The following is a 19,337-nucleotide window of genomic DNA, read 5'->3' as shown; positions in this document are numbered from 1 at the left end:
GGGCAACCTCCAGACGCCCACCCAGCCACACCCCACCGCCGCCAGGGGATCGCGCCACCGGGAGCCGGACTTGACACAGCGTCACCTCATCGCCCACAGTCATTAACGTTAATGGTTTTCATCTTCGATAGAACGTGAGCCCCCGTGAAGGTCGCCTTCGTGGGCAAGGGCGGCAGCGGCAAGACCACGCTGTCCGCACTCTTCGCCCGTCATCTGGCCGCGTCCGCGCGGACCGTGGTCGCCATCGACGCGGACATCAACCAGCACCTGGCCGTCGCCCTCGGCATGAGCGAGGACCAGGCGTTCCTGCTGCCCGCGCTCGGCGAGCACCTCCCGGAGATCAAGGACTACCTGCGCGGCGACAACCCGCTGATCTCCTCCGCCGCGGCCATGGTCAAGACCACCCCGGCCGGGCGCGGCTCACGCCTGCTCCGGCCCGCCGGAGACGACCCGATCCACCAACGCTTCGCCCGCCCCGCCGGCGCGGTCACCCTGATGGCCACCGGCGCGTTCACCGAGGACGACCTCGGGGTGGCCTGCTACCACTCCAAGGTCGGCGCCGTCGAGCTCTACCTCAACCACCTGGTCGACCAGCCCGACGAGTACGTCGTCGTCGACATGACCGCCGGCGCCGACTCCTTCGCCTCCGGCCTGTTCACCCGCTTCGACCTCACCTTCATCGTGGCCGAACCCACCCGCAAGGGCGTCTCCGTCTACCGCCAGTACCGCGACTACGCCGCCGAACACTCGGTCGCGCTCGCCGTGGTCGGCAACAAGATCACCGGTCCCGAGGACGTCGACTTCCTGCGCCGGCACGTCGGCGAGGACCTCCTCGTCTGCCTCGAGCACTCGCCCTACGTCCGCGCCCAGGAACAGGGCCGCCACACGCCGCTCGACCGGCTCGAAGAAGCCAACCGGGCCGCCCTGGACCGGCTGCGCGCCGCCCTCGACGCCCGCCCCCAGGACTGGCAGCAATTCCAGGCCCAGGCCGTCGCCTTCCACCTGAAGAACGCCGCGGCCTGGGCCAACGAGAGCACCGGCGAGGACCTGGCCCAGCAGGTCGACGCCGGCTTCGTCCACGGCCCCGCCGCCCTCCAGGCGCTCTCCTCCAGCTGACCGATCCCCCAGACACGAAGGGACCCGCCCCATGTCGCTCGACATCTCCCCCGCCCTCCTCGCCCAGGCCGAGGCCGGCGAGGTCAGCCAGGCCGATTTCATCGAAACCGTCCGCACCTCCCTCCCCTACGCCTACCGGGTTGTCGCCGGTCTCCGTGAGGAACTCGGCACCACCACCGACGAGTTCGTCGACAACAACACAACCCCGACCGACGACGAACGCGCCCAGCTGCTGCGCGCCCTGGCCAGCAACGCCATCCGCGGCAGCCTGGAGGAGCACTTCGGCGTCAAACTCGCCTTCGTCAACTGCCACCGCGTCGCCGCCTTCCGACCCGGCGCCGAACAGGGCGACACCTACCGCGAGTTCACCTCGCAGCGCACCCAGGTCCTCAACCAGACCCCCGAACTCCGCAGCTGCTGAACCCGCCACTTCCGCACAGACCTGTGGGCGGCACCGTCGCGGCCGGCGCCGCCCACAGCCACAACCCACCGCCCCGCATCCGGTCCCAGCGCCGGCCCCGCCGGTTCAGCCGCAGCAGCCACAACCTGCCCCGCAACCGACATGCTCGTCCGCGCCCGGCTGCGGAGCGCCACAGCAGCCCTCCCCACGCCAAGCGTCGCGCCCCTCCTTGACGGCGACAGCGGCGATGGCAAGTGCGACCACCGGGTCCGCCCAGGCCCAACCGAGGAGGCCGCGGACCAGCAGGCCTCCCAGCAGGGCCGCCGACAGGTACGTGCACAGCAGGGTCTGCCGGGAGTCCGCGACGGCCGAGGCCGACCCGAGCTCCCGTCCGGCCCGGCGCTGAGCGGCCGAGAGCACCGGCATGACGACCAGCGAGACGGCCGCGAGCACGACCCCCGGCAGCGAAGTCCCCGCCTCGCCGGCTCCCGCCAGGCTGCGAACGGCCTCGATGGCGACGTAGCCCACGAGCGCGAAGAACGAGACCGCGGTGATCCGCAGCGCACGCCGCTCCCGCGCCTCACGCACCGCACGGTCCCGCGCCGAGAACTGCCAGGCGAGCGCGGCGGCCGAGGATACCTCCACGAGGGAGTCCAGCCCGAAGCCGGTCAGCGCCGCGGACGAGGCGACGGTTCCGGCGGCGATCGCGACGCCGGCCTCGGCCAGGTTGTACCCGATGGTGCAGGCGGTCAACAGCCTTATCCGACGCGCCAGTACGAGCTCGCGACCCGACACGTCGCCGTGCATCAGCAGCAACCGTTCCGCTCGGCGTCCGCACAGGCACGCTCACCCTCAACAGCGACCACCGCCGCACGAACGGCGTCGAGCGCCAAGCCAAGCCTCCGATCGGCGAGCTCGTAGCGAGTCCGGCGACCCACCGGGACCGCGACGACCAGGCCACAGTCCCTCAGACAGGCCAGGTGGTTCGACAGGCGCGTCCGGGAGATCCCCAGCTCCTCCGCCAAATCCGCGGGATGAGCCGGTGCAACGCGAAGGGCGAGCAGGATTCGGGAGCGGATCGGATCCGCGAGCGCACGGCCGAAACGGGCGAGCGCCTCGACATCGGAGGCAAGCGTCAGCACGAGGCAGACGATACAGGAACTCCTGAATTCAGGAAACTGTGAACAATCTGAGAGATGTCGAGGGGATATCTATTGATCGATGCGCGATGCGACACCCTCGCCCGAGCGGCTCGTCCAGCCGGAACGGCGGCCATCAGCCGACGTCATCGCACCGAGGACGCACTTGTGGCCACGACAAGGGATCGCCCCAGGTCAGGCCCCCGATCGGACCGCTCGTGGTCTCGGTGTGAGCGCCGGAGCCGGTCGAGAATGGGCATGCCATATCCCTACTCACGACCTGGGAAGTGATCACGATGCGCGCCATCGTCGATCACGGCCGCGTCTACCGCCGCTGCGGCTGCCACGACCATGACCGCCACCAGCTCGGCGCCCACTGCCCGCTCCTAACCGCAGACCCCGACCACGGCACCTGGACCTTCGCCGTCGACCTGCCCGCCCCGACCGTCGGCCGGCACACAGTGCGCCGCGGCGGCTTCCCCACTGAGGACGCCGCCCACACCGCGCTGCGCCGGATGATCGAAGGCCACACCGGCGGCTTCACCGCCGACCCCAACCAGACCGTCGCCGAGTACCTCACCGCCTGGCTCCAGGCCAAGGAACTCGTCCTCAAGCCCACCACCCTGGCCCGCTACCGCACCTACGTCACCACCGACCTCATCCCCGCTCTCGGCGCCGTCCGCCTGGACGATCTCGGCTACCCGCACATCGCCGGATTCGTCCACACCCAGCTCGCCCACGGACGCGGCAGGGTCACCATCCACCGCATCCTCGCCACCCTCTCCAGCGCCCTCGGCGACGCCGTCCGCTGCCACCGCCTGCTACGCAACCCCGCCCGGCCGACGATCATCCCCCGACCCGCCGCCGCCGAACGCCACATCTGGACCGTCGCCGAGGCAGCCTGGTTCCTGCGCTACTGCCGCGTCGTCGACCCGGCCTTCGCCGACCTCATCGAGGTGATCATCGGCACCGGCATGCGCAAGGGCGAGGCCCTCGGCCTGCACTGGAACGACGTCCACCTCATGGACCACAAGCTCTACGTCCGCTGGACCCTGACGGCCGTGAACAACGGGAAGATCCACCTCGGCGGACCCAAAACCGAAGCCAGCCGCGCCTGGGTGAGCCTCTCCCCCAGAGCCATGGCCGCCCTCCACCGCCAGGCCGCCCTCCAGATGGCCGCCCACCCCGACGGCCGGCTGGAAGGCCTGGTCTTCACCCGCCCGGACGGCGAGCCCCTGCGCCCGCAATGGGTCCTCGACCAGCTCCGCAAGCGCACCGCCGAACTCGACCTGCCCAAGATCGGCCTGCACGACCTGCGCCACACCGCCGCCAGCATCATGATCGCCGCTGGCATCCCGCTCGCCATCGTCTCGAAGACCCTGCGCCACTCCCACCTTGCCATCACCGCCGACCTCTACGGCCACCTCCTCAAGAACTCCGCCGACGAAGCCGTCCTCGCCCTGGCCAAAGCCCTCGACCACGCGGACGCCCTCCACGCAGACAGCACCACGCCGGTCATCCCGAACGCCTGCCTGGCCGCGTAGGTCTGGCCGCCAGGAACCCGGCAGAACTGAACGAAGGTCGGCCGTCGGGAGGGCCACCGGAGATCAGCGCTTACGCCGTGCTGGATCCGTTGCGGCCCTCGGCCGCCTGGAAGGGCGGCCGCCACACGGCGGCGACGTCGGCGCCGAGTTCGGCGAGAGTGTTGCGATCCTCGGCCGCCCTGAAGAGCGACCGCCATGATGCGGTGTGCGCGCCACCGTGCCCGCGGTGGTGGTCGCGATCCTCGGCCGCCCCAGTGGGCGACCGCCACCCAGATCGGCACGGATCGGTTCCAGGTCGGGTCCAGGTTGCGATCCTCAGTCGTCCCGGAGGGTGACCGCCACTCGCCCGGCTGGTCGAGATGACCGAGCACGTCAAGGCGTTGCGATCCTCGGCCGCCCTGGAAGGCGACCGCCACGCAGGCGGATCCCGCCGGTAACCACGCCCAGCGGGCAGCGTGAGTGAGCCGGTTCGGCTTGCTGCCTCAGGCCTTCGTACCCGGCTGCTGATCGGCCGCTTCCGAGCCGCCGGTACGAGTGCCCTCGGTCTTCTCTCCGCCGGTGGGTCTATGGCCGCCTTCGGGTTGTCTGTCCAGGCCGCCGTCTGCGGGCCATACGGGCCATCACGTGCCGCCGTTCGATGGATGCGGCGGTCGGGTCCGATGCGGCCGGTCGTCTGGCTGGGACACCTTCCTTGCAGGGGTACTGGGGGATACGCCCCTGCCCGAAGAGGAACCCGGTGTTGTGCGGGTTCCAACCGCGTACCCGTCGTTCACCTGTGCGGTTACAGGAAGGGATGCCCGACGTGTCTGATCCCGTCGTCCTCATCACGGGCGCACTCACCGGTATCGGTCGCGCCACCGCCTTGGCTTACGCCCGTCAGGGCGCGAACCTTGTGGTCTCCGGCCGCCACGAGGACGTGGGTGAGCAGCTTGCCAGGGAACTGTCCGATCTCGGCGCCCCGGTCGAGTTCGTGCGTGCCGACGTCCGTTTCGACGCCGATGTGAAGGACCTCGTCGACCGCGCCGTCGCGCGGTTCGGGCGGATCGACGTCGCCTTCAACAACGCCGGCACCGAGGGAACGCCCGGCCCTGTCACGGAGGTGACCGACGAGGCCTACCAGGCCACCTTCGACACCAACGTCAAGGGAACGCTGCTGTGCCTGAAGCACGAGTTCCGGGTCATGAGGGAACAGGGCGGCGGCAGCATCGTCAACGTCAGCTCCGGCTACGGCCTCATGGGTTACCCCGGGGCGACGTTGTACGTCGGGAGCAAGCACGCCGTCGTCGGCATCACCAAGGCGGCCGCGCTCGAAGGCGCCGCTCACGGTATCCGGGTCAACGCGGTCGCGCCCGGCTACACCCGGACCGCTATGTACGAGCGGTTCACCGGCGACGACACGGCGCGTGAAGCGGTCGATTCGGTGCTGCCCATGCACCGGGCGGGCACCCCGGAGGAGATCGCCCAGGCCGTCCAATTCCTGGGGTCGGACAAGGCGAGCTATGTCACCGGGCACGTCCTCCTGGCCGACGGCGGCCTGATGGCGGGCGGTCCCCTGTTCCCGACCTCGTGAACCGCGAGGCCGGCCACGGCGTGCATGCGGCCATCAGGGGCACGGACGGCCGCTCTTGGCTCCTCCTACAGCCAAGGTACGACGTTGGGCGAATCCGCCGTGCACGGAGGCTTTGGGGTCAATGCTTCTCAGGTATCTGAAGCGACCTGCGGCGCGGGCGAGCGATCCTCACGTCGTCCTCGCCGGACCGCCTCGCCTGGCCCGAGATGGACGGGATGCGACGAATGAGCGCGCGACCGATCGGTGACCACGCCCTGCTCTCCGACTGCCGTTCGGCCGCCCTGGTCACCTCCGACGGCTCAGTGGACTGGCTGTGCCTTCCCCGATTCGACAGCCCGGCGATCTTCGCCCGCCTCCTCGACGAGAGCGCCGGCCACTGGTCCATCCGCCCCACCGGCCCTGCCGACATCAGCCGCCGCTACCTCGAAGACACCCTCGTCCTGGAGACGACCTTCCGCACGGCCGACGGCACGGTGGTGCTGTGCGACGCCCTCGCCCTGGGACGGCGCGAACGCGGCCACGCACTCGGCAGCGCCTCCCCGGGAGTGCTCCTGCGACAGATCACCTGCACCGAAGGATGGGTGACCATCGAGATGACCTATGCGCCGCGCCCGGAGTTCGGACTCGTCCACCCGCTCCTCGCACCCGTCCGGGGCGGACTCGCCGCCCACGGGGCCGCTCACATTCTGCTCCTGTCGAGCCCTGTGGACTTGCGGGTGAGCGGTTCCACGGCGCACGGTCTGGTCCCGCTGCGGAGAGGGCAGCGCCTGGGATTCGCCCTGCACGTTGGGCCGGCCTGGGAGCGGGAGCCGATGTGCTGGCGTGCCGGGCGTATCCGACGCCGCCTTGGCGACACCATCAAGGGCTGGCGCTCGTGGTCGCAGCTCCACCGCGCGTATGTCGGCCCCTGGCAGGACGAGGTGGGCCACAGCGGACGCGTGCTACGCGCCCTGACCTTCGCGCCGACCGGCGCCATCGTCGCGGCGGCCACCACCTCCCTGCCCGAGCGAGTGGGCGGAACGCGCAACTGGGACTACCGGTACACCTGGGTCCGCGACGCGAGCTTCACCCTTCAGGCGCTGGCCACGGCCGCCTGCCACAAGGAGAAGGAGAAGTTCTTCGACTTCCTCGCCCGAGCCGCGGTGAATCAGCTCGACCGCGGCGTCGACCTGCAGATCATGTACGGCATCGGCGGGGAACGCGATCTGAGCGAGCGGCTCCTACCCCACCTGACCGGCTGGCGCGACAGCAGCCCCGTTCGGAGCGGCAACGACGCGTGGCGCCAACGTCAGCTCGATGTCTACGGCGAACTCCTCGACGCCGCGCACGAGACCCTCCCGCCCGGCGAGCGTCTGGACCCAGCCACCCGCACCCTCCTGGTCCAGGCGGCGGAGACAGCCGCCCGGCGGTGGTCCCAACCGGATCAGGGCATCTGGGAGCGACGCGGGCCCAGCAGACACTTCCTGCACTCGAAACTGATGTGCTGGGTCGCCCTGGACCGTGCCATCGCCATGGCATCCACCCTCCAGGCCGAAGCCCGCGTACCCCACTGGCGGCACGAGCGCGACCGGATCCGCGAAGCCATCGAAGAGCGCGGCTGGAGTCCCCGCCTGGGCGCGTTCACCCAGGCATTCGGCAGTGAGGAACTCGACGCCTCGACGCTGATGCTGCCCATCGTCGGCTTCCTGCCGCCTGACGACCCCCGCGTCCAGTCCACCGTGCTGGCCATCGCCACCCACCTGACCGACCGCGACGGCCTGGTCCGCCGCTACCTCAGCGACGAGCTGCCGGAAGACGAAGGCGCCTTCCTGCTGTGCACCTTCTGGCTGGCCCATGCCCTCGCCCTCACCGGCGACACCACCCGTGCACGGCACGTCTTCCAGACCTCCCTCGCGCATGCCAACGACGTCGGGCTGCTGGCCGAGGAGACCGACTCCGCCACAGGGGAGGCCCTCGGTAACTTCCCGCAAGCCTTCAGCCACATCGGCCTGATCAACGCCGCCCGCGCCATCCGCGATGCCGAGGGGCAACCCACGCACATGCAGCCTCGATCGACCGGTTGACGGCCATTGTCCCGGCCGCCGGCGGTTGCCCTGACCGGGTGGGGACGGCCCGGTGGCGCCGCCCGCTCGTATCCTGTGGCGCGCCGTCAGCCGGCCTCAGCATGGATGACCCGAGGGTGGGCCCTGGTGACCGAGGGCGAGGAAGCATCGGTTGCCGCTCTGCCACTGGTCGGTGACGCTGAGGGCCAAGACCTGGGCGATCCTGCGGAGCGCTGGCGCTCCCAGCCGCGCCCAGGGAAGCAACGGCCCCCTGTGGCCGGGTGGTTGGACGGACTCCACCAGGACGCTTGCGGCGTCCGGCAGGCCCGCCAGGGCGGCCAGGTCGGCCAGGTCGGCCAGCCGCAGGCCGCTCCAGTGCTGGTCGGGGGTGGACCATCCCTCGACGCAGGCGATCGGCAGGGCGGCGGCTTGCTGGGGCATCGCGAGGAGCTGTGTGCGGGTGAAGACGAGCGTCGGTCCGGGGCCGTGGATCTCCAGCCGCCAGTCCGGGCCGACATGCGCCGGGTTGATGCCGACGGCGGCGGCCGTCTCGTTGATCTGGAAGCCGTTCGGGCCGCTGCCCGGGTCGCGGTTGTGCGGCGCGAGCAGGGCCGTGCCGCGCAGCCAACCGCCGATGCTCTGTCCCGCGGTGACCACGAGAAGCAGCAGGGAGCCCGCCCCCACCATGCCCACCGCTCCGCGGCGGGTCATCGTCGGTGCCGCGGGGGCGGTCGGCACCAGGCCGTCGGGGTCGGGTGGCTCGGGCCGGGTGTGGGCGAGGTCGGTGCGCAGTTCGGCGGCCAGGCTGCGGGAGCGCAGGGCGCGGGTCATCCGGCCGAGTTTGAGGGATACGTGGACGACGAAGGCGGCGATGAACACCCAGGCGCCGTAGAAGTGGAGGGTGTAGAAGGAGCCGGGGAAGACGTAGTAGAGCTGGATGTTGAGGATCCCGGTGACGAATTCGAAGACGATCCCGCCGACCAGCGCCAGCAGCGACAGCCGTTCCAGCGCGTGGCGGCGCTGCGGGCCGGCGGCCACTCGAACAGCTTCGGGATCACCGACCACAGTTTGGCCAGCACCACCGGCACCAGGACCACGCCGAGCGTCACGTGCACGCCCTGGGTCAGCCGGTACAGCCAGTAGGGATGTGTGGGCCAGTCGAAGAGGTAGAAGCCCAGCAGGCCCTTGTGCGGGGTCTGGTCGTTGAGCAGGCCGAGACCGGGGTTGTAGGCGGCGTAGGACGTGCGCCGGTCACGAAGAGCAGCGGGATGCCGATCAGCAGCACCAGGCCGAACACGGAGGTCAGCCAGGGCCCGCGGATCGGGCTGCGCCAGAAGTCGGACGGAACGGCCCCGGGGGCGGAGGAATCTGCTCGACCCGCCGCACGAGGCCCCGGGTACGAGCGGCCGCCTTGGCGGCCCGAGCCGCCGCGGCAGCGCGAACGCGTTCGAGGCGCCGCGGCGCGTGCTTCTCGTCCGATCTCGGGCGTTGCGGGCCGCCGGAGCTTGAGGTTCCAGGAGGCCCTCCGCCACTGTCCATCGGCCACTTCCTTCGTGCCCAGGCTGCCTCGCAGCGGGGTTGGGCCGAAACCCACGCATCGGCGGTGCTGGGCAAGTCGTCAGCTACAAACTGGCACGGATCGGGTCGGCTGTCCGCGTCTGGCGTGCATGCGGGTGTCCGTCGCCAGCCGAACGGTCGAACCGGCGCTCCGCACGGCTCGACGGGTCCCCGCACGGTGGCCTCATGATGGTGGAGTGCGACGCCTCAGCGCATGGCGGGGCCCACGGCGCAGCGCCTGGCCGCACCGCGCTGACCAGGGAAGTGTTCTGGTTCGTCGTGATCGGCGCCGCCTCCACGGCGGCCCAGGCCCTGCTGTACTGGGCGCTGCGCCACTGGTTGCCGCCCATCCTGGCCAACTTCGCCTCCCTTCTCGTCGTCACCGTCCTCAACACGGAGGCCAACCGCCGGCTGAGCTTCCGCGGATCCGCGGTCCAGGCCCCCAGGCGCATCTGGCCGCGGGTGGCCTGTTCGTCCTGGCGTACCTGGTCACCTCAGGCGCCGTCCTGCTCTTCCGCCACTACCGGCCCACCGCCTCACCAGCGGCGGAGACCCCGGTCGTATTGGGCAGGTCGTTTGAGAGCCGGTCGGGCAACGAGAGTGAGAGCCACCTTGGCTGGGGGCGTGACACGCCCGCGTTCGGAGGAATGTCGTGGACTGCTCCACTTGGCCGCGACACGCTACGGTCCTTTGACGTCCCGGTGCGGTCGTTCCCGCAGGGCTGTCGGCTACGGGCTGCTGATGGGGCTGCGAGTGGCCCATACCTCCACAAATATGCCCTGGTCAATGTGGTCGACTTCGAACCCAGCGTCGGCGACTGCGTCAGCGAACGCCTCGGCGTCCCACACCGTGTACCAGCGGCGTCCGTCGGGCTCATCGAGCCAGCCGGTGCGGCCGACGGACCTGACGCACGCGTACAGCTTGCCGCCGGGGCGCAGTAGCCTGGCGAACTGGCCGAGCACGTCCACGGTCTCTGACTCGCGAAGGTGCACGAGCGATGCGCAGGCCCAGATCCCGTCGACCGTTCCAGCAGGGAATTGAGATCCGATGTCGCGCAGGTCGCACTGTGAGGTGGGTGCGTGGGCGTTGGCCATGGCGACGAACACCGGGTTGAGGTCGACACCTCGGACGCTGTGACCGTGGGCGGTGAATCGCGCGAGGTCGCGGCCGGGGCCGCAACCGGCGTCCAGGATCAGCGAGGGAGCCGGCAGCGAGTTGGCGAACCGCTCGACCTGGTCGGCCATCTTGGGGGCGTGGGTGACCGCATAGTCGTCGGCGCGGTCGCTGTAGACCGCGACGGATGCAGCAGCTGAGTCGAACAGTGGACCCCCACTGCGGGTCATGTTGGGTGAAGTCACTCGCAAGGGGTGGCTCTCGTTTCGTTGTCGATCATGGATCTACCTCAGTGTCCACCGCCTCTACAGACGGAGCAATGTGGCTCTCATTCACGTTTCCCGACTGGCTCTCGTTCAGAAAAGACCCTGGTACTCGCACCGAGCTTCGCCCTGGTGACCGTGGTGCGCTTCACCGTCCTGCGGATGGTCGTCTTCAGACGCCGCCACCGATGACCCCCTCGCGCCCGATGTGGCCGCCACGCCTGCCCTCACCCACCGTCCCGCCGCCGGTCTCCGCCGCCACGTGCCCGCGCCCGGACGAGTGCGCCAGCGAGCACCGTGGCGGCCAGCCCGTACGCAGATGCCCGGGCGCCATGCCACTGCAGTGCGTCCGCGACGTACAGCACGGTGCCCGCGGCGGCGACGGCGGCGGCAAAGACAACCTGCGCGGAGCCGGCCAACTGGTCGTCGCACCTATGCGTACGGGTCGCGCAGCGGCCGGGGCTCGCGCACCCCGCGGGTGATTTCCTCCGGCAGGACCGGGCCCGCGGTGTAGTAGCGGCCCTGGGCCTCGCCCTGGCCCACCCGTGAACCCGCGCGCGATCGGCAAGCCCGCCTTCACGCTTTGAAGGCCAGTACTCCTACAACGGTGACTCCGTCTGCCAGGACGGGGCGCGTTCTTACTACGACGGCTGCGGCGTGCCCTGCGGCATCAACGTCACCAACCATGACGTCTACTACAACATCACCTGGGACGACGGCACCGTGATCACCGTGCGCGGTGTCCAGGGCCAGTCCTCCGGGTGGACCGCCGAACACGGCGACTCCGGGGCGCTGGTCTTCACCGTCTCCGGCTCCACCACCCGTCAGGCGCGCGGCATCATGTCCGCCGGAGGCGGCGGAACCGTTTACTGGACCGAGGCCCCCGACATCCTGAACTCCTGGAATCTGCACCTCAACCCGCACGTCTGACATGGCCGGGCCGTCCCGGGAACCCGAGGTGGCCCCGACGCATCCAAGGGACCATGGTGAAACCACGTATTGCCCTCGTAGCTCTTCCCCTTCTGGCTCTCACCGCCTGCGGTCAGCAGACCCAGGCCAGCAGTCAAGCCGCCGCCCCGGCCAGCAGTCCTGTCAGCAGTTGCGGCCAGCACCTTTCCGGGGCCAGCGACCCGAACCGGCTCGCGGTCTACCGCGTCCCGGTCGCCAAGGACTCTGTAGGGGTGTTCTTCCGGGGCACCCAGTCAGGGGATGTGCTGCGCGTCTACCTGACCGACAAGAACAACACGGTCATCGGGACAGCGTCCCAGCCGCCTGTTAACGGGCAGGCGACGATCGACACCCTGTGCGCGGGCACCACGTGGGCGCAGGTCACCGCGTCGGACGATTTCGACGACCAGGTCACCGTCGTTCTGACCCGCAACGGGCAGGGTGATGTGATCTCCAGCGAACCGCTGTACGTCAAGGCTCTTTGATCCGGCCGGGGCGGGTGAGCACGGCAGCGTGCTTGCCCACCCCGTGTCTGTTCAGCAGGTCCGCGTCCTGCGCGGCTGGGGAACGGCCCGCATCGCCTACCTGCTCAAGCTCAACCCGGCCACCGTGCACCGGGTCCTGACCCGCTACAAGCTCGCCCGACTCACCCACCTGGACCGCGCCACCGGCCGCGTCATCAGACGCTACGAGCACGACGCGCCGGGCGAGTTGGTCCACGTCGACATCAAGAAGCTCGGCAACATCCCCGACAGCGGCGGCCACCAGGCGCTCGGCTGCCAGGCCGGCCGCAAGAACCGCGCCGGGGCCGGCTACAGCTATCTCCACAACGCCGTCGACGACCACTCCCGCCTGGCCTACAGCGAGATCCTCCCCGATGAGCGCAAGGACACCGCCGCCGCGTTCTGGACCCGCGCCCAGGAGTTCTTCGCCCAAGCCGGGATCACCGTCCAACGCGTGCTGACCGACAACGGCTCCTGCTACAAGTCCCACCCCTGGCGGGACGTGCTGGCCGCCGCCGACATCACCCACAAGCGAACCCGGCCCTACCGCCCGCAGACCAACGGCAAGGTCGAACGCTTCAACCGCACCCTGCTCGACGAGTGGGCCTACGCACAGACCTACCGCACCGAGCAGGAACGACGCGACGCCTACCCCACCTGGCTCCACACCTACAATCACCTACAATCACCACCGCGGACACACCGCGCTCAAGGGCCAGCCACCCGCCAGCCGCGTCCCCAACCTCACGGGTCAGTACACCTAGCCACCCGGCGACACCTGGGCGTCACGTCCTCGGGTCACCCGGACAGTCACGCGCGGAAAAGGTACCCGGAGAGTGAGAAATCCCGCTCGTCGCGCGGTGCGCGTCAGTCGGTGAACGTCTTCGCGGCCCGGGCGGACGCGGCTATCGCGGCCAGGTGGTCGTCAAAGGTCTTCAAACCGGCGTACATCGTGTTGATCCCGACGTGTGTCGCCCCGGCGTCGCGCCATTTCTGGAGGTCGACGGCCACCTGGTCCTCGTTCTGCCAGTTGACACGACCCTCCATGCCGATGTCGGCCGGGTCGCGCCCGGCGTCGGTGGCGGCCCGCGCCACGGTCTGGATGGCTTCGTCGAGCCCGGGACCCGTTGACATCAACGGGAACCAGCCGTCGGCGACACGTCCGATGCGCTGGTAGCCACGAGGTGACTGGGCCCCCATCCACACCGGAATCGGCCGTTGCAGCGGCATCGGCGCGAAGCCGGCCCCGGTGATCCGGTCGAATTCCCCTTCGAAGGTCACCGAATGCTCGGTCCACAGCCGGCGCATCAGTGTGACCTGTTCCTCTATCCGCTGTCCTCGAGTGTGGAAGTCCTGGCCCAGCGCCTCGAATTCCACCTCGACGAAGCCGACGCCGATCCCCATCCGGAACTTCCCGCCAGTGAGCAGGTCGACCTGCGCGGCCTGCTTGGCGGCCAGCACGGTCTGCCGCTGGGGCAGGATGACGACGCCACTGGCCAGCTCCATCGAAGTCAGCGCGGCCAGGTAGCCGAACAGGACCAGCGGCTCGTGGTACATGGTGTGCACGTCCACCGGACCGTTCCAGTCCTTGTGCACCTCCGGGTCCACACCGACCACGTGGTCGTAGGCCACGATGTGGCGGTACCCGAGTTCCTCCGCCGCGAGGGCGTAGGCGCGCACCGCGCCCACGTCGCTGCCGATCTCGCTCGTCGGGAAGACCACACCGATTTGCATGTCGCCTCCTGTCAAATAGAGATCCGCTTGAGGCGGATCTCTTAGTGACAACCCTAGGCCGTCAGGTCCTCTCCGGCGCGCGAGGAACGCGATGCATTGCCCCGCCGGACGGCCTGTCAGTCCGCAGGATGAACCTCGGTAACGCATCGCTATCGAGCGCTGACTATGCAGGGTTTCGCCCTGTCTAATCGCACGTACGCCCTACTCGATGAGTAGGACTGAACCGGCGCTGGTTCCCCCCCCATCGAGCTTCGCCGCCGTGGTCCCTAACGCCCGAAACCAGGCCCGGCGATCCGCCCGCGCGAACGGCTCGAACATCTCCGCCGCGAAGTCCTCCAGATCACACCAGACCGCGGCCAACTCCCCACCCATCACACCCGGTCAACGACGCACCCGATCAAACGGACACGCCACCGGCACATGAACCTGACCGAGCCCTACCAGCCTCGATCTTTCGTGACGGTCCGTCGGTTCGTCCGACGGGCCGTTTCGACTTGTGCGGGCGATCGTGGGCACGCCGATGGCCCGGCTGATGCGCCGGGTGGGCACCGGGTTCCACGGCTCCGGAAGTGATCGGGTGCTCGTCGGGATGGGGCGTTGCCGTTGGTCAGCCGGGGTCCGGCAGGGCTTGCAGGCGCTCGAACGCGCCGATGATCACGTCGGTCCACGGCCAGTGGCGGGCGAGGCGGAGATAGCGGCGGCGGCCGGAGGTGACGAGCTGGGCGGCGGCGGAGAACAGCCGCAGCCGCATGCGCTTGGGCTCCCATCGGCGGGCGGGTCCGGCCAGGGCGAGCATCGGCATCCAGGCGAGCAGGTCGAGTGCGAGCTGGACGATCTCCAGCCAGACCTGGTTCTGGGCGGCCTGGTGGAGGGGCAGGTTGCGCAGGCCGGTGTCGCGGGCGGCGCGGATGCGGTCCTCGGCGCGGGCACGCTGGCGGTGCCGCGGCTCCAGCTGGGCGATCGGAGTGCGGGTGGTGTTGGTGGCGAAGCAGGTCAGCCGCAACCCGTCGGCGTCGGTGAAGCGCAACTGGGCGCCAGGGTGCGGCCGTTCCTTGCGGACGATCAGCCGCATCCCCTTCGGCCAGCCCGTGAGGACGTCGCCGGCGAGTTCGGCGACCCAGGCACCGTCGCGGATCTCGCCGTCGGGCTCGACGGCCGGTGTCCAGACCGAGGCGGGGATCTTCAGCACGGCCTGGTGGATGGCGCCGGTGATGGTCATCCCAACCGAGTAGGAGAACCATCGGCCGCGTGCGGTGAGCCAGTTGAGGAACTTGTGGGTGCCGCCGCCGGAGTCCGTGCGGATCAGCGTGCGACGTCCGCGCCGGTACTTCCTCGGGAGCTGGGCCAGGGCCAGGCGGGCGGCTTCGATGTGGTCGGCGGCGGTGTTGCTGCCCGCGTTGCCCGGCCTGAGCAGGCCGGCGACCGGCTCCCCGGAGCCCTCGCGTCCGTGGTCGACGAACGCGACCAGCGGGTGATGGCCGAAGGTCTTCTTCCAGGTCCTGGTGGCCAGCTCCTTCTCGGAGTGCGCCAGGACCAGCACCCCGTCGATATCCACGATCACCTCGCCGTCCACGTCGGGCGTCGCGTTGCCGGCCAACCGTCAGACTCGCTCGCGGACTTCGGCCCGTGCCCGACGGATCGCCGCGAGTGCAGGGGGTCCGGCCGCGGCGAGGGTGTCGACCAGGCGGGAGACGGTCGGGTCGGAGGACACCGGCCCGAACACGGCGGGCTCGGCCCGCAGCATCGCGACATCGGACAGGCAGTCCCCGCCCAGGGCCACCGCGAGCGCGACGTCCAGCAGGATCTTGCCCGGGTCATGGACCGCGCGCGTCTTGCGCCACGGCGCCAGTGCCGCCGATATCGCCGCGTCCAGCCCCGCCTTGCGAGCGGTCTCGACCAACAACACGGCTCCGGCCTGCGAGACCCCACCGCCCTCGACGCGGACTGACGGGTACGACCCGCTACGCTTCTTCACCTGAGGAGTGCAACTTTCTTGACGACGACCAGGACCCTAGACAAGTCCCATCGTTGCAGGTCAGGGGCACTCTTTGCTTTTCTGATCACCCGTCGGACGCCACCCCGGATCAAAACGCGAGGCTGACCGTGCGTTCATTCCACTGGCCAGGGCAGCGGCTGCCCGTAGGGCAGCAGGAAGGGCTGCCCCATCTGCCCAGCGACGGTGAACGGTTTGAACTCGGGGTCCGCGAGAACCCGGTAGATGAACTCGGAAGTGGGCACATCGAACCGGTGCCACTCCTCGGCCGGGTCCTTCCTGGCGATCACGGGCCACCCGGCGGGATCCACCGAGTGGTCCGCCAGCCAGTAGTAATCGCCCTCCGTCTGGTCACTACCCCAGTGGATCAGGCCCGAATTCTCGGACCTCCCGTAGAGCCCGTAAGGCTCGTAGATCCGTGGGGTCCGCGGATACTGCACACACAACTGCAGGTCGTACTTCCAGCTGTCCAGCAGGCTCCTCGACGACGTTTCGCCGACTGGCCGCAGGACCTCGAGGTACGCCGAGAAGTGCCCCGGCGCGAAGAGTGCACAGATGTCCTTGTAGTCGGCGGGCGGGGAGATGCCGAACCCCTCCTCCACCGGGCCCCAGTCGATCTCCTGGCGCTCCTGCTGCCAGCCGGTCACCGCCACCAGGCGGTCCATCCAGATCTGATCCATGTCCCCATTCCAGCTCACGACGTCGACGGCGCGGAAGTACGGGTAGCACCCGGTGGGCGTGTTCACCTGGAGAGTGCTTCCTGAACCGGGGTGGACAGAGCCTTCGACAACCCGATCCTCCCAGCTCAGAGGCACGCCTCTCTTATTTGATCAATCCACGGACTTTGAGTCTGGTGAAAGCGCGAGGCTAGGGTCTTTTTCAGAAGTGGATCAACATCGCTAGGGTCGTCCCATGGTGAAGCCGGTACTGCGAGCGAGGACCTGGAGCGGAGACTGTTGGGATGACCCTTCCGAGGATGCACTGTTCGATCTGCTGAGCGAGATGAATCTGCGCCACCGCTGGGTGATCGTTGAACGGCTGGACACGGAACCTGCGGGCCAGCACTACATGCAGGTCTGTCTCAACGACGACATGAGCTGTCAGGTCGAGTTCCGGGAAGGCGGGCAGGACTTCCACTTCCAGGCGCGGGTGGACGGCCCCTTCGACCTGTACGGCCATGAGACCGTGGCCCAGGTACTCCAGGACTGGGCCTTCGGACGCCCAAGGTGGCGCGACGCCCTGCCGTGGGCTCCGTGGCCCACCCCCGCTGACGCCCATTGAGCACCCCTTGTCCTCTGCTCACAGCCACTCGTTGATAGCAGCGACCAGCACAGTGGCCTCATAGCGAACGGCGAGCTTGCCGAACCTCGTGGCGACTGCGCGATGGCGCTTGAGACGATTGATCCCGCACTCCACGGCGTGGCGCTCGCGGTAGTCGACCTTGTCGAACTTCGGTGGCCGGCCACCGTGGGAGCCGCGCTTCTTCCGGTTGGCGATCTGGTCGCGCTTCTCCGGGATCGTGCACCGGATGCCGCGTCGGCGCAGGTAGTCGCGGTTCGCGCGGGACCCGTACGCATTGTCGGCGCGGACCTTGTCCGGGCGGGTGCGCGGCCGTCCCGGGCCGAGCCGGGGCACACGGACGCGGCCCAGTACGACCTGGAACTGCGGGGAGTCACCGCGCTGTCCGGCCGTGATCACGAGCGACATCAGCTTCTGCGCCTGCTCGACCGCCAGGTGGATCTAAGCTTGACGTTTAACCTCGCGCGGCGAGGTGGGCCTGGAGCGTGGGTTCGCGTTTGATGGTCTTGCCGACGTCGTGACGGGATGCCCGGTTGCGGTTCTTCGAACCCGGTGGCCGTCCGGGGCCGGGCCGGGAGGGTTTTGGCACGCGGGCCGGAGTGAGAACCTTCACGCGGATGTTGCGGAACCCTCGACGGACCCGGGCCGGAGTCAACTTCGCTGCTGGCAGCGGGCGTTCCCAGGGGCGGCGCAGGTCGGCGGCGAGCGGGCGGGCCAGGCGGAGCTGGGTGTGGGCAACGATGATCAGCCAGGTCCACAGGTCGGCGGTGTCCGGCGCGCGGAAGTGCGGCGCGGTCCAGCCGAGGGTGCCCTTGAGCAGGCGGAAGGTGTGCTCAAGGTCGAACCTGCGCAGAAAGGTGCGCCAGATCCGGTCCAGATGGACGGTATCGATGCCGGTGGCAGAGGACCATAGCCACAGCGGCTTCGCTTCGCGCTCGCCCGGCAGGTGGTCGACCTTGAGGCGGACCAACGTGCCGTGGGTGATGGGGATTTCGCCTTCATGGTCGAGCCAGGGCCCGCGTTTTTGCAGGCGCTGGTGCATCCGGTCCCACGCCTTCGCTTCGGCCTTGCCGTAGCGGGTGGTCTCGGTGCAGGTGGTGGCGTCGGGCTCGTGCCAGGACTCGGGTTTGGCGAAGGTGAAGGCGGTGCCGTGCTTGCGTGGGCGTCCGCCCTTGGGCGTGGAGCGGGGCTCGCCCGCATCGCGGAGCATGACCCGGTCCGAACGCAGTCGGCCGATGAGCTCGACGGGTAGGTCGGACAGGAGATGGGCCAGGCGGGTGACGTCGTAGCCGGCGTCCATGACGAGCAGAATGTCAGGGTCGCCGCAGTGCCAGTGCCCGGCTTCGATCAGGCGGCCGGTGACCTCGCGAAGTTGGTCGGCGGTGACCGCGGTGGCGTCATCGGCCGGTCCCAGCCGGACCGCGTCCAGCAGCGCGGTCCAGGAGGTGCGGCCGCTCTCCAGGGCGGCTACGAAGGAGTAGGGCCAGCCGGGGATCAGCTGGTCCGCGCTGCGGCCGCGCCCGTAGACATGGCAGAACAGGCGGTCATCGCTGGTCGGCGCGTCGGGGCGGAGCCAGTTAGAGACATCGACGGCCAGGGCGATGCGCCCGTCAGCGAGACGGGGTATCGGAAGGGCGGCCAGCGCGCGGCGGAGTCGGGCGGGCTCGAGCCAGCCCCGGTCCAGCGCGGCGTACATCGCACCGTGCCCCCGCCGGTGCTCGGCCGCCAGCGACAGGTCCACCAGCGTCTTGACCGGCCCGTCCGTGCACAGCAGCGCGTCGGTGAGCTCGAAGAGCACGTCCGCACGCGTGTACAGGCACTCGTAGAAGTCCATCCGAAAGCGGGACAGCACGCCCCACTGCTCGACGGCGGGCAGTTGCACAGGGAGACTCGTCACCAGCGGCCGTTCCTTCAGCTTCGTTACTCGACATCTCGAAGCGTGAGGGGCGGCCGCCTCTGCTGTCTCGCGAAGAACCGCAGATCAGCAGGTTGGGTGACCTGCGAGGTTAAACAACAAGCTAAGAAGCTGTTGTCTTTCCGATCTTGAGGTCTGCCTTTTCGTTGGTCGGGCATAGGGTCGGTGGCCCCGTGGGAGTGGTGACCTGTCGTGTCGTCG

Annotated in this window: 15 protein-coding genes and 3 pseudogenes; 9 read left to right on the top strand and 9 right to left on the bottom strand. The window is 69.4% G+C overall.

The genetic code is table 11. From position 1 onward, the window contains the following. Nucleotides 1–144: 144 nt before the first annotated feature. Together P3T39_RS30655 and P3T39_RS30650 are read left to right on the top strand one after the other, a co-directional pair. Nucleotides 145–1,116 carry an ATP-binding protein gene (locus tag P3T39_RS30655; protein ID WP_280702468.1) on the top strand — a complete coding sequence of 324 codons (972 nt, stop codon included), beginning with the start codon at nucleotides 145–147 and terminating at the stop codon, nucleotides 1,114–1,116. A 31-nt stretch (nucleotides 1,117–1,147) separates the two neighbouring features. After that, nucleotides 1,148–1,537 carry an SCO5389 family protein gene (locus P3T39_RS30650; protein ID WP_280702467.1) on the top strand — a complete coding sequence of 130 codons (390 nt, stop codon included), beginning with the start codon at nucleotides 1,148–1,150 and terminating at the stop codon, nucleotides 1,535–1,537. Nucleotides 1,538–1,642: 105 nt separating this feature from the next. On the opposite strand, the gene P3T39_RS30645 is transcribed toward P3T39_RS30650, so the two are convergent. Together P3T39_RS30645 and P3T39_RS30640 are read right to left on the bottom strand one after the other, a co-directional pair. Further along, nucleotides 1,643–2,323 carry a cation transporter gene (locus P3T39_RS30645; protein WP_280702466.1) on the bottom strand — a complete coding sequence of 227 codons (681 nt, stop codon included), beginning with the start codon at nucleotides 2,321–2,323 and terminating at the stop codon, nucleotides 1,643–1,645. Next, nucleotides 2,323–2,658 carry a metalloregulator ArsR/SmtB family transcription factor gene (locus tag P3T39_RS30640; protein WP_280702465.1) on the bottom strand — a complete coding sequence of 112 codons (336 nt, stop codon included), beginning with the start codon at nucleotides 2,656–2,658 and terminating at the stop codon, nucleotides 2,323–2,325. The genes P3T39_RS30645 and P3T39_RS30640 overlap by 1 nt, the downstream gene beginning before the upstream one ends. A 293-nt stretch (nucleotides 2,659–2,951) precedes the next feature. Between P3T39_RS30640 and P3T39_RS30635 the strand changes: the two genes are divergently transcribed. From P3T39_RS30635 to P3T39_RS30625, 3 genes are all read left to right on the top strand, one after another. After that, entirely contained in the window at nucleotides 2,952–4,199 is a 1,248-nt protein-coding gene (locus tag P3T39_RS30635; RefSeq protein WP_280702501.1) for a site-specific integrase, read from the top strand. A gap of 802 nt (nucleotides 4,200–5,001) precedes the next feature. Next, on the top strand, nucleotides 5,002–5,769 hold the full coding sequence (locus tag P3T39_RS30630; RefSeq protein ID WP_280702464.1) for a glucose 1-dehydrogenase: 768 nt from the start codon (nucleotides 5,002–5,004) through the stop codon (nucleotides 5,767–5,769). A 224-nt stretch (nucleotides 5,770–5,993) separates the two neighbouring features. Then, on the top strand, nucleotides 5,994–7,832 hold the full coding sequence (locus P3T39_RS30625) for a glycoside hydrolase family 15 protein (RefSeq protein ID WP_280702463.1): 1,839 nt from the start codon (nucleotides 5,994–5,996) through the stop codon (nucleotides 7,830–7,832). A 264-nt stretch (nucleotides 7,833–8,096) separates the two neighbouring features. Here the strand turns inward: P3T39_RS30625 and P3T39_RS30620 are convergent. Next, nucleotides 8,097–9,132, bottom strand: a pseudogene (locus tag P3T39_RS30620) (hypothetical protein); the annotation flags it as partial. Between the two features lie 964 nt (nucleotides 9,133–10,096). Further along, the gene (locus P3T39_RS30615; protein WP_280702462.1) at nucleotides 10,097–10,726 is read right to left on the bottom strand and encodes a class I SAM-dependent methyltransferase; all 630 of its coding nucleotides are present in this window, start codon (nucleotides 10,724–10,726) and stop codon (nucleotides 10,097–10,099) included. A gap of 675 nt (nucleotides 10,727–11,401) precedes the next feature. Here P3T39_RS30615 and P3T39_RS30610 point away from each other — a divergent pair. The 3 genes and pseudogenes from P3T39_RS30610 to P3T39_RS30600 all read left to right on the top strand — a co-directional run. After that, nucleotides 11,402–11,674, top strand: coding sequence for a hypothetical protein (locus tag P3T39_RS30610; protein WP_280702461.1), 273 nt, complete (start codon nucleotides 11,402–11,404; stop codon nucleotides 11,672–11,674). A gap of 53 nt (nucleotides 11,675–11,727) precedes the next feature. Continuing rightward, nucleotides 11,728–12,177 (top strand): hypothetical protein, encoded by a 450-nt coding sequence (locus tag P3T39_RS30605; protein WP_280702460.1) that lies wholly within the window; start codon nucleotides 11,728–11,730, stop codon nucleotides 12,175–12,177. Between the two features lie 58 nt (nucleotides 12,178–12,235). Then, a pseudogene (locus tag P3T39_RS30600) lies at nucleotides 12,236–12,959 on the top strand (IS481 family transposase); the annotation flags it as partial. A gap of 103 nt (nucleotides 12,960–13,062) precedes the next feature. Here P3T39_RS30600 and P3T39_RS30595 read toward each other — a convergent pair. From P3T39_RS30595 to P3T39_RS30585, 3 genes and pseudogenes are all read right to left on the bottom strand, one after another. Further along, a complete protein-coding gene (locus P3T39_RS30595) occupies nucleotides 13,063–13,929 on the bottom strand; it encodes an LLM class F420-dependent oxidoreductase (protein WP_280702459.1) in 867 nt (288 codons plus the stop codon). A gap of 607 nt (nucleotides 13,930–14,536) precedes the next feature. Then, a pseudogene (locus P3T39_RS30590) lies at nucleotides 14,537–15,904 on the bottom strand (IS1380 family transposase). A gap of 134 nt (nucleotides 15,905–16,038) precedes the next feature. Beyond that, complete coding sequence (locus tag P3T39_RS30585) at nucleotides 16,039–16,668, bottom strand: hypothetical protein (protein ID WP_280702458.1); 630 nt, start codon at nucleotides 16,666–16,668, stop codon at nucleotides 16,039–16,041. Nucleotides 16,669–16,924: 256 nt separating this feature from the next. Between P3T39_RS30585 and P3T39_RS30580 the strand changes: the two genes are divergently transcribed. Then, nucleotides 16,925–17,203: a hypothetical protein gene (locus P3T39_RS30580; protein ID WP_280702457.1), complete on the top strand. Its 279-nt coding sequence runs from the start codon at nucleotides 16,925–16,927 to the stop codon at nucleotides 17,201–17,203. An 18-nt stretch (nucleotides 17,204–17,221) separates the two neighbouring features. On the opposite strand, the gene P3T39_RS30575 is transcribed toward P3T39_RS30580, so the two are convergent. Beyond that, nucleotides 17,222–17,656 carry a transposase gene (locus tag P3T39_RS30575; RefSeq protein ID WP_280702500.1) on the bottom strand — a complete coding sequence of 145 codons (435 nt, stop codon included), beginning with the start codon at nucleotides 17,654–17,656 and terminating at the stop codon, nucleotides 17,222–17,224. Between the two features lie 19 nt (nucleotides 17,657–17,675). Then, nucleotides 17,676–19,103 (bottom strand): NF041680 family putative transposase, encoded by a 1,428-nt coding sequence (locus tag P3T39_RS30570; RefSeq protein WP_348534409.1) that lies wholly within the window; start codon nucleotides 19,101–19,103, stop codon nucleotides 17,676–17,678. Nucleotides 19,104–19,337 lie beyond the last annotated feature (234 nt).

It is taken from the genome of Kitasatospora sp. GP82 (genome assembly GCF_029892105.1).
Classification (GTDB): domain Bacteria; phylum Actinomycetota; class Actinomycetes; order Streptomycetales; family Streptomycetaceae; genus Kitasatospora.
Note: the sequence above shows the minus strand (reverse complement) of the source record. Positions and strands in the feature narration are given on the sequence as shown.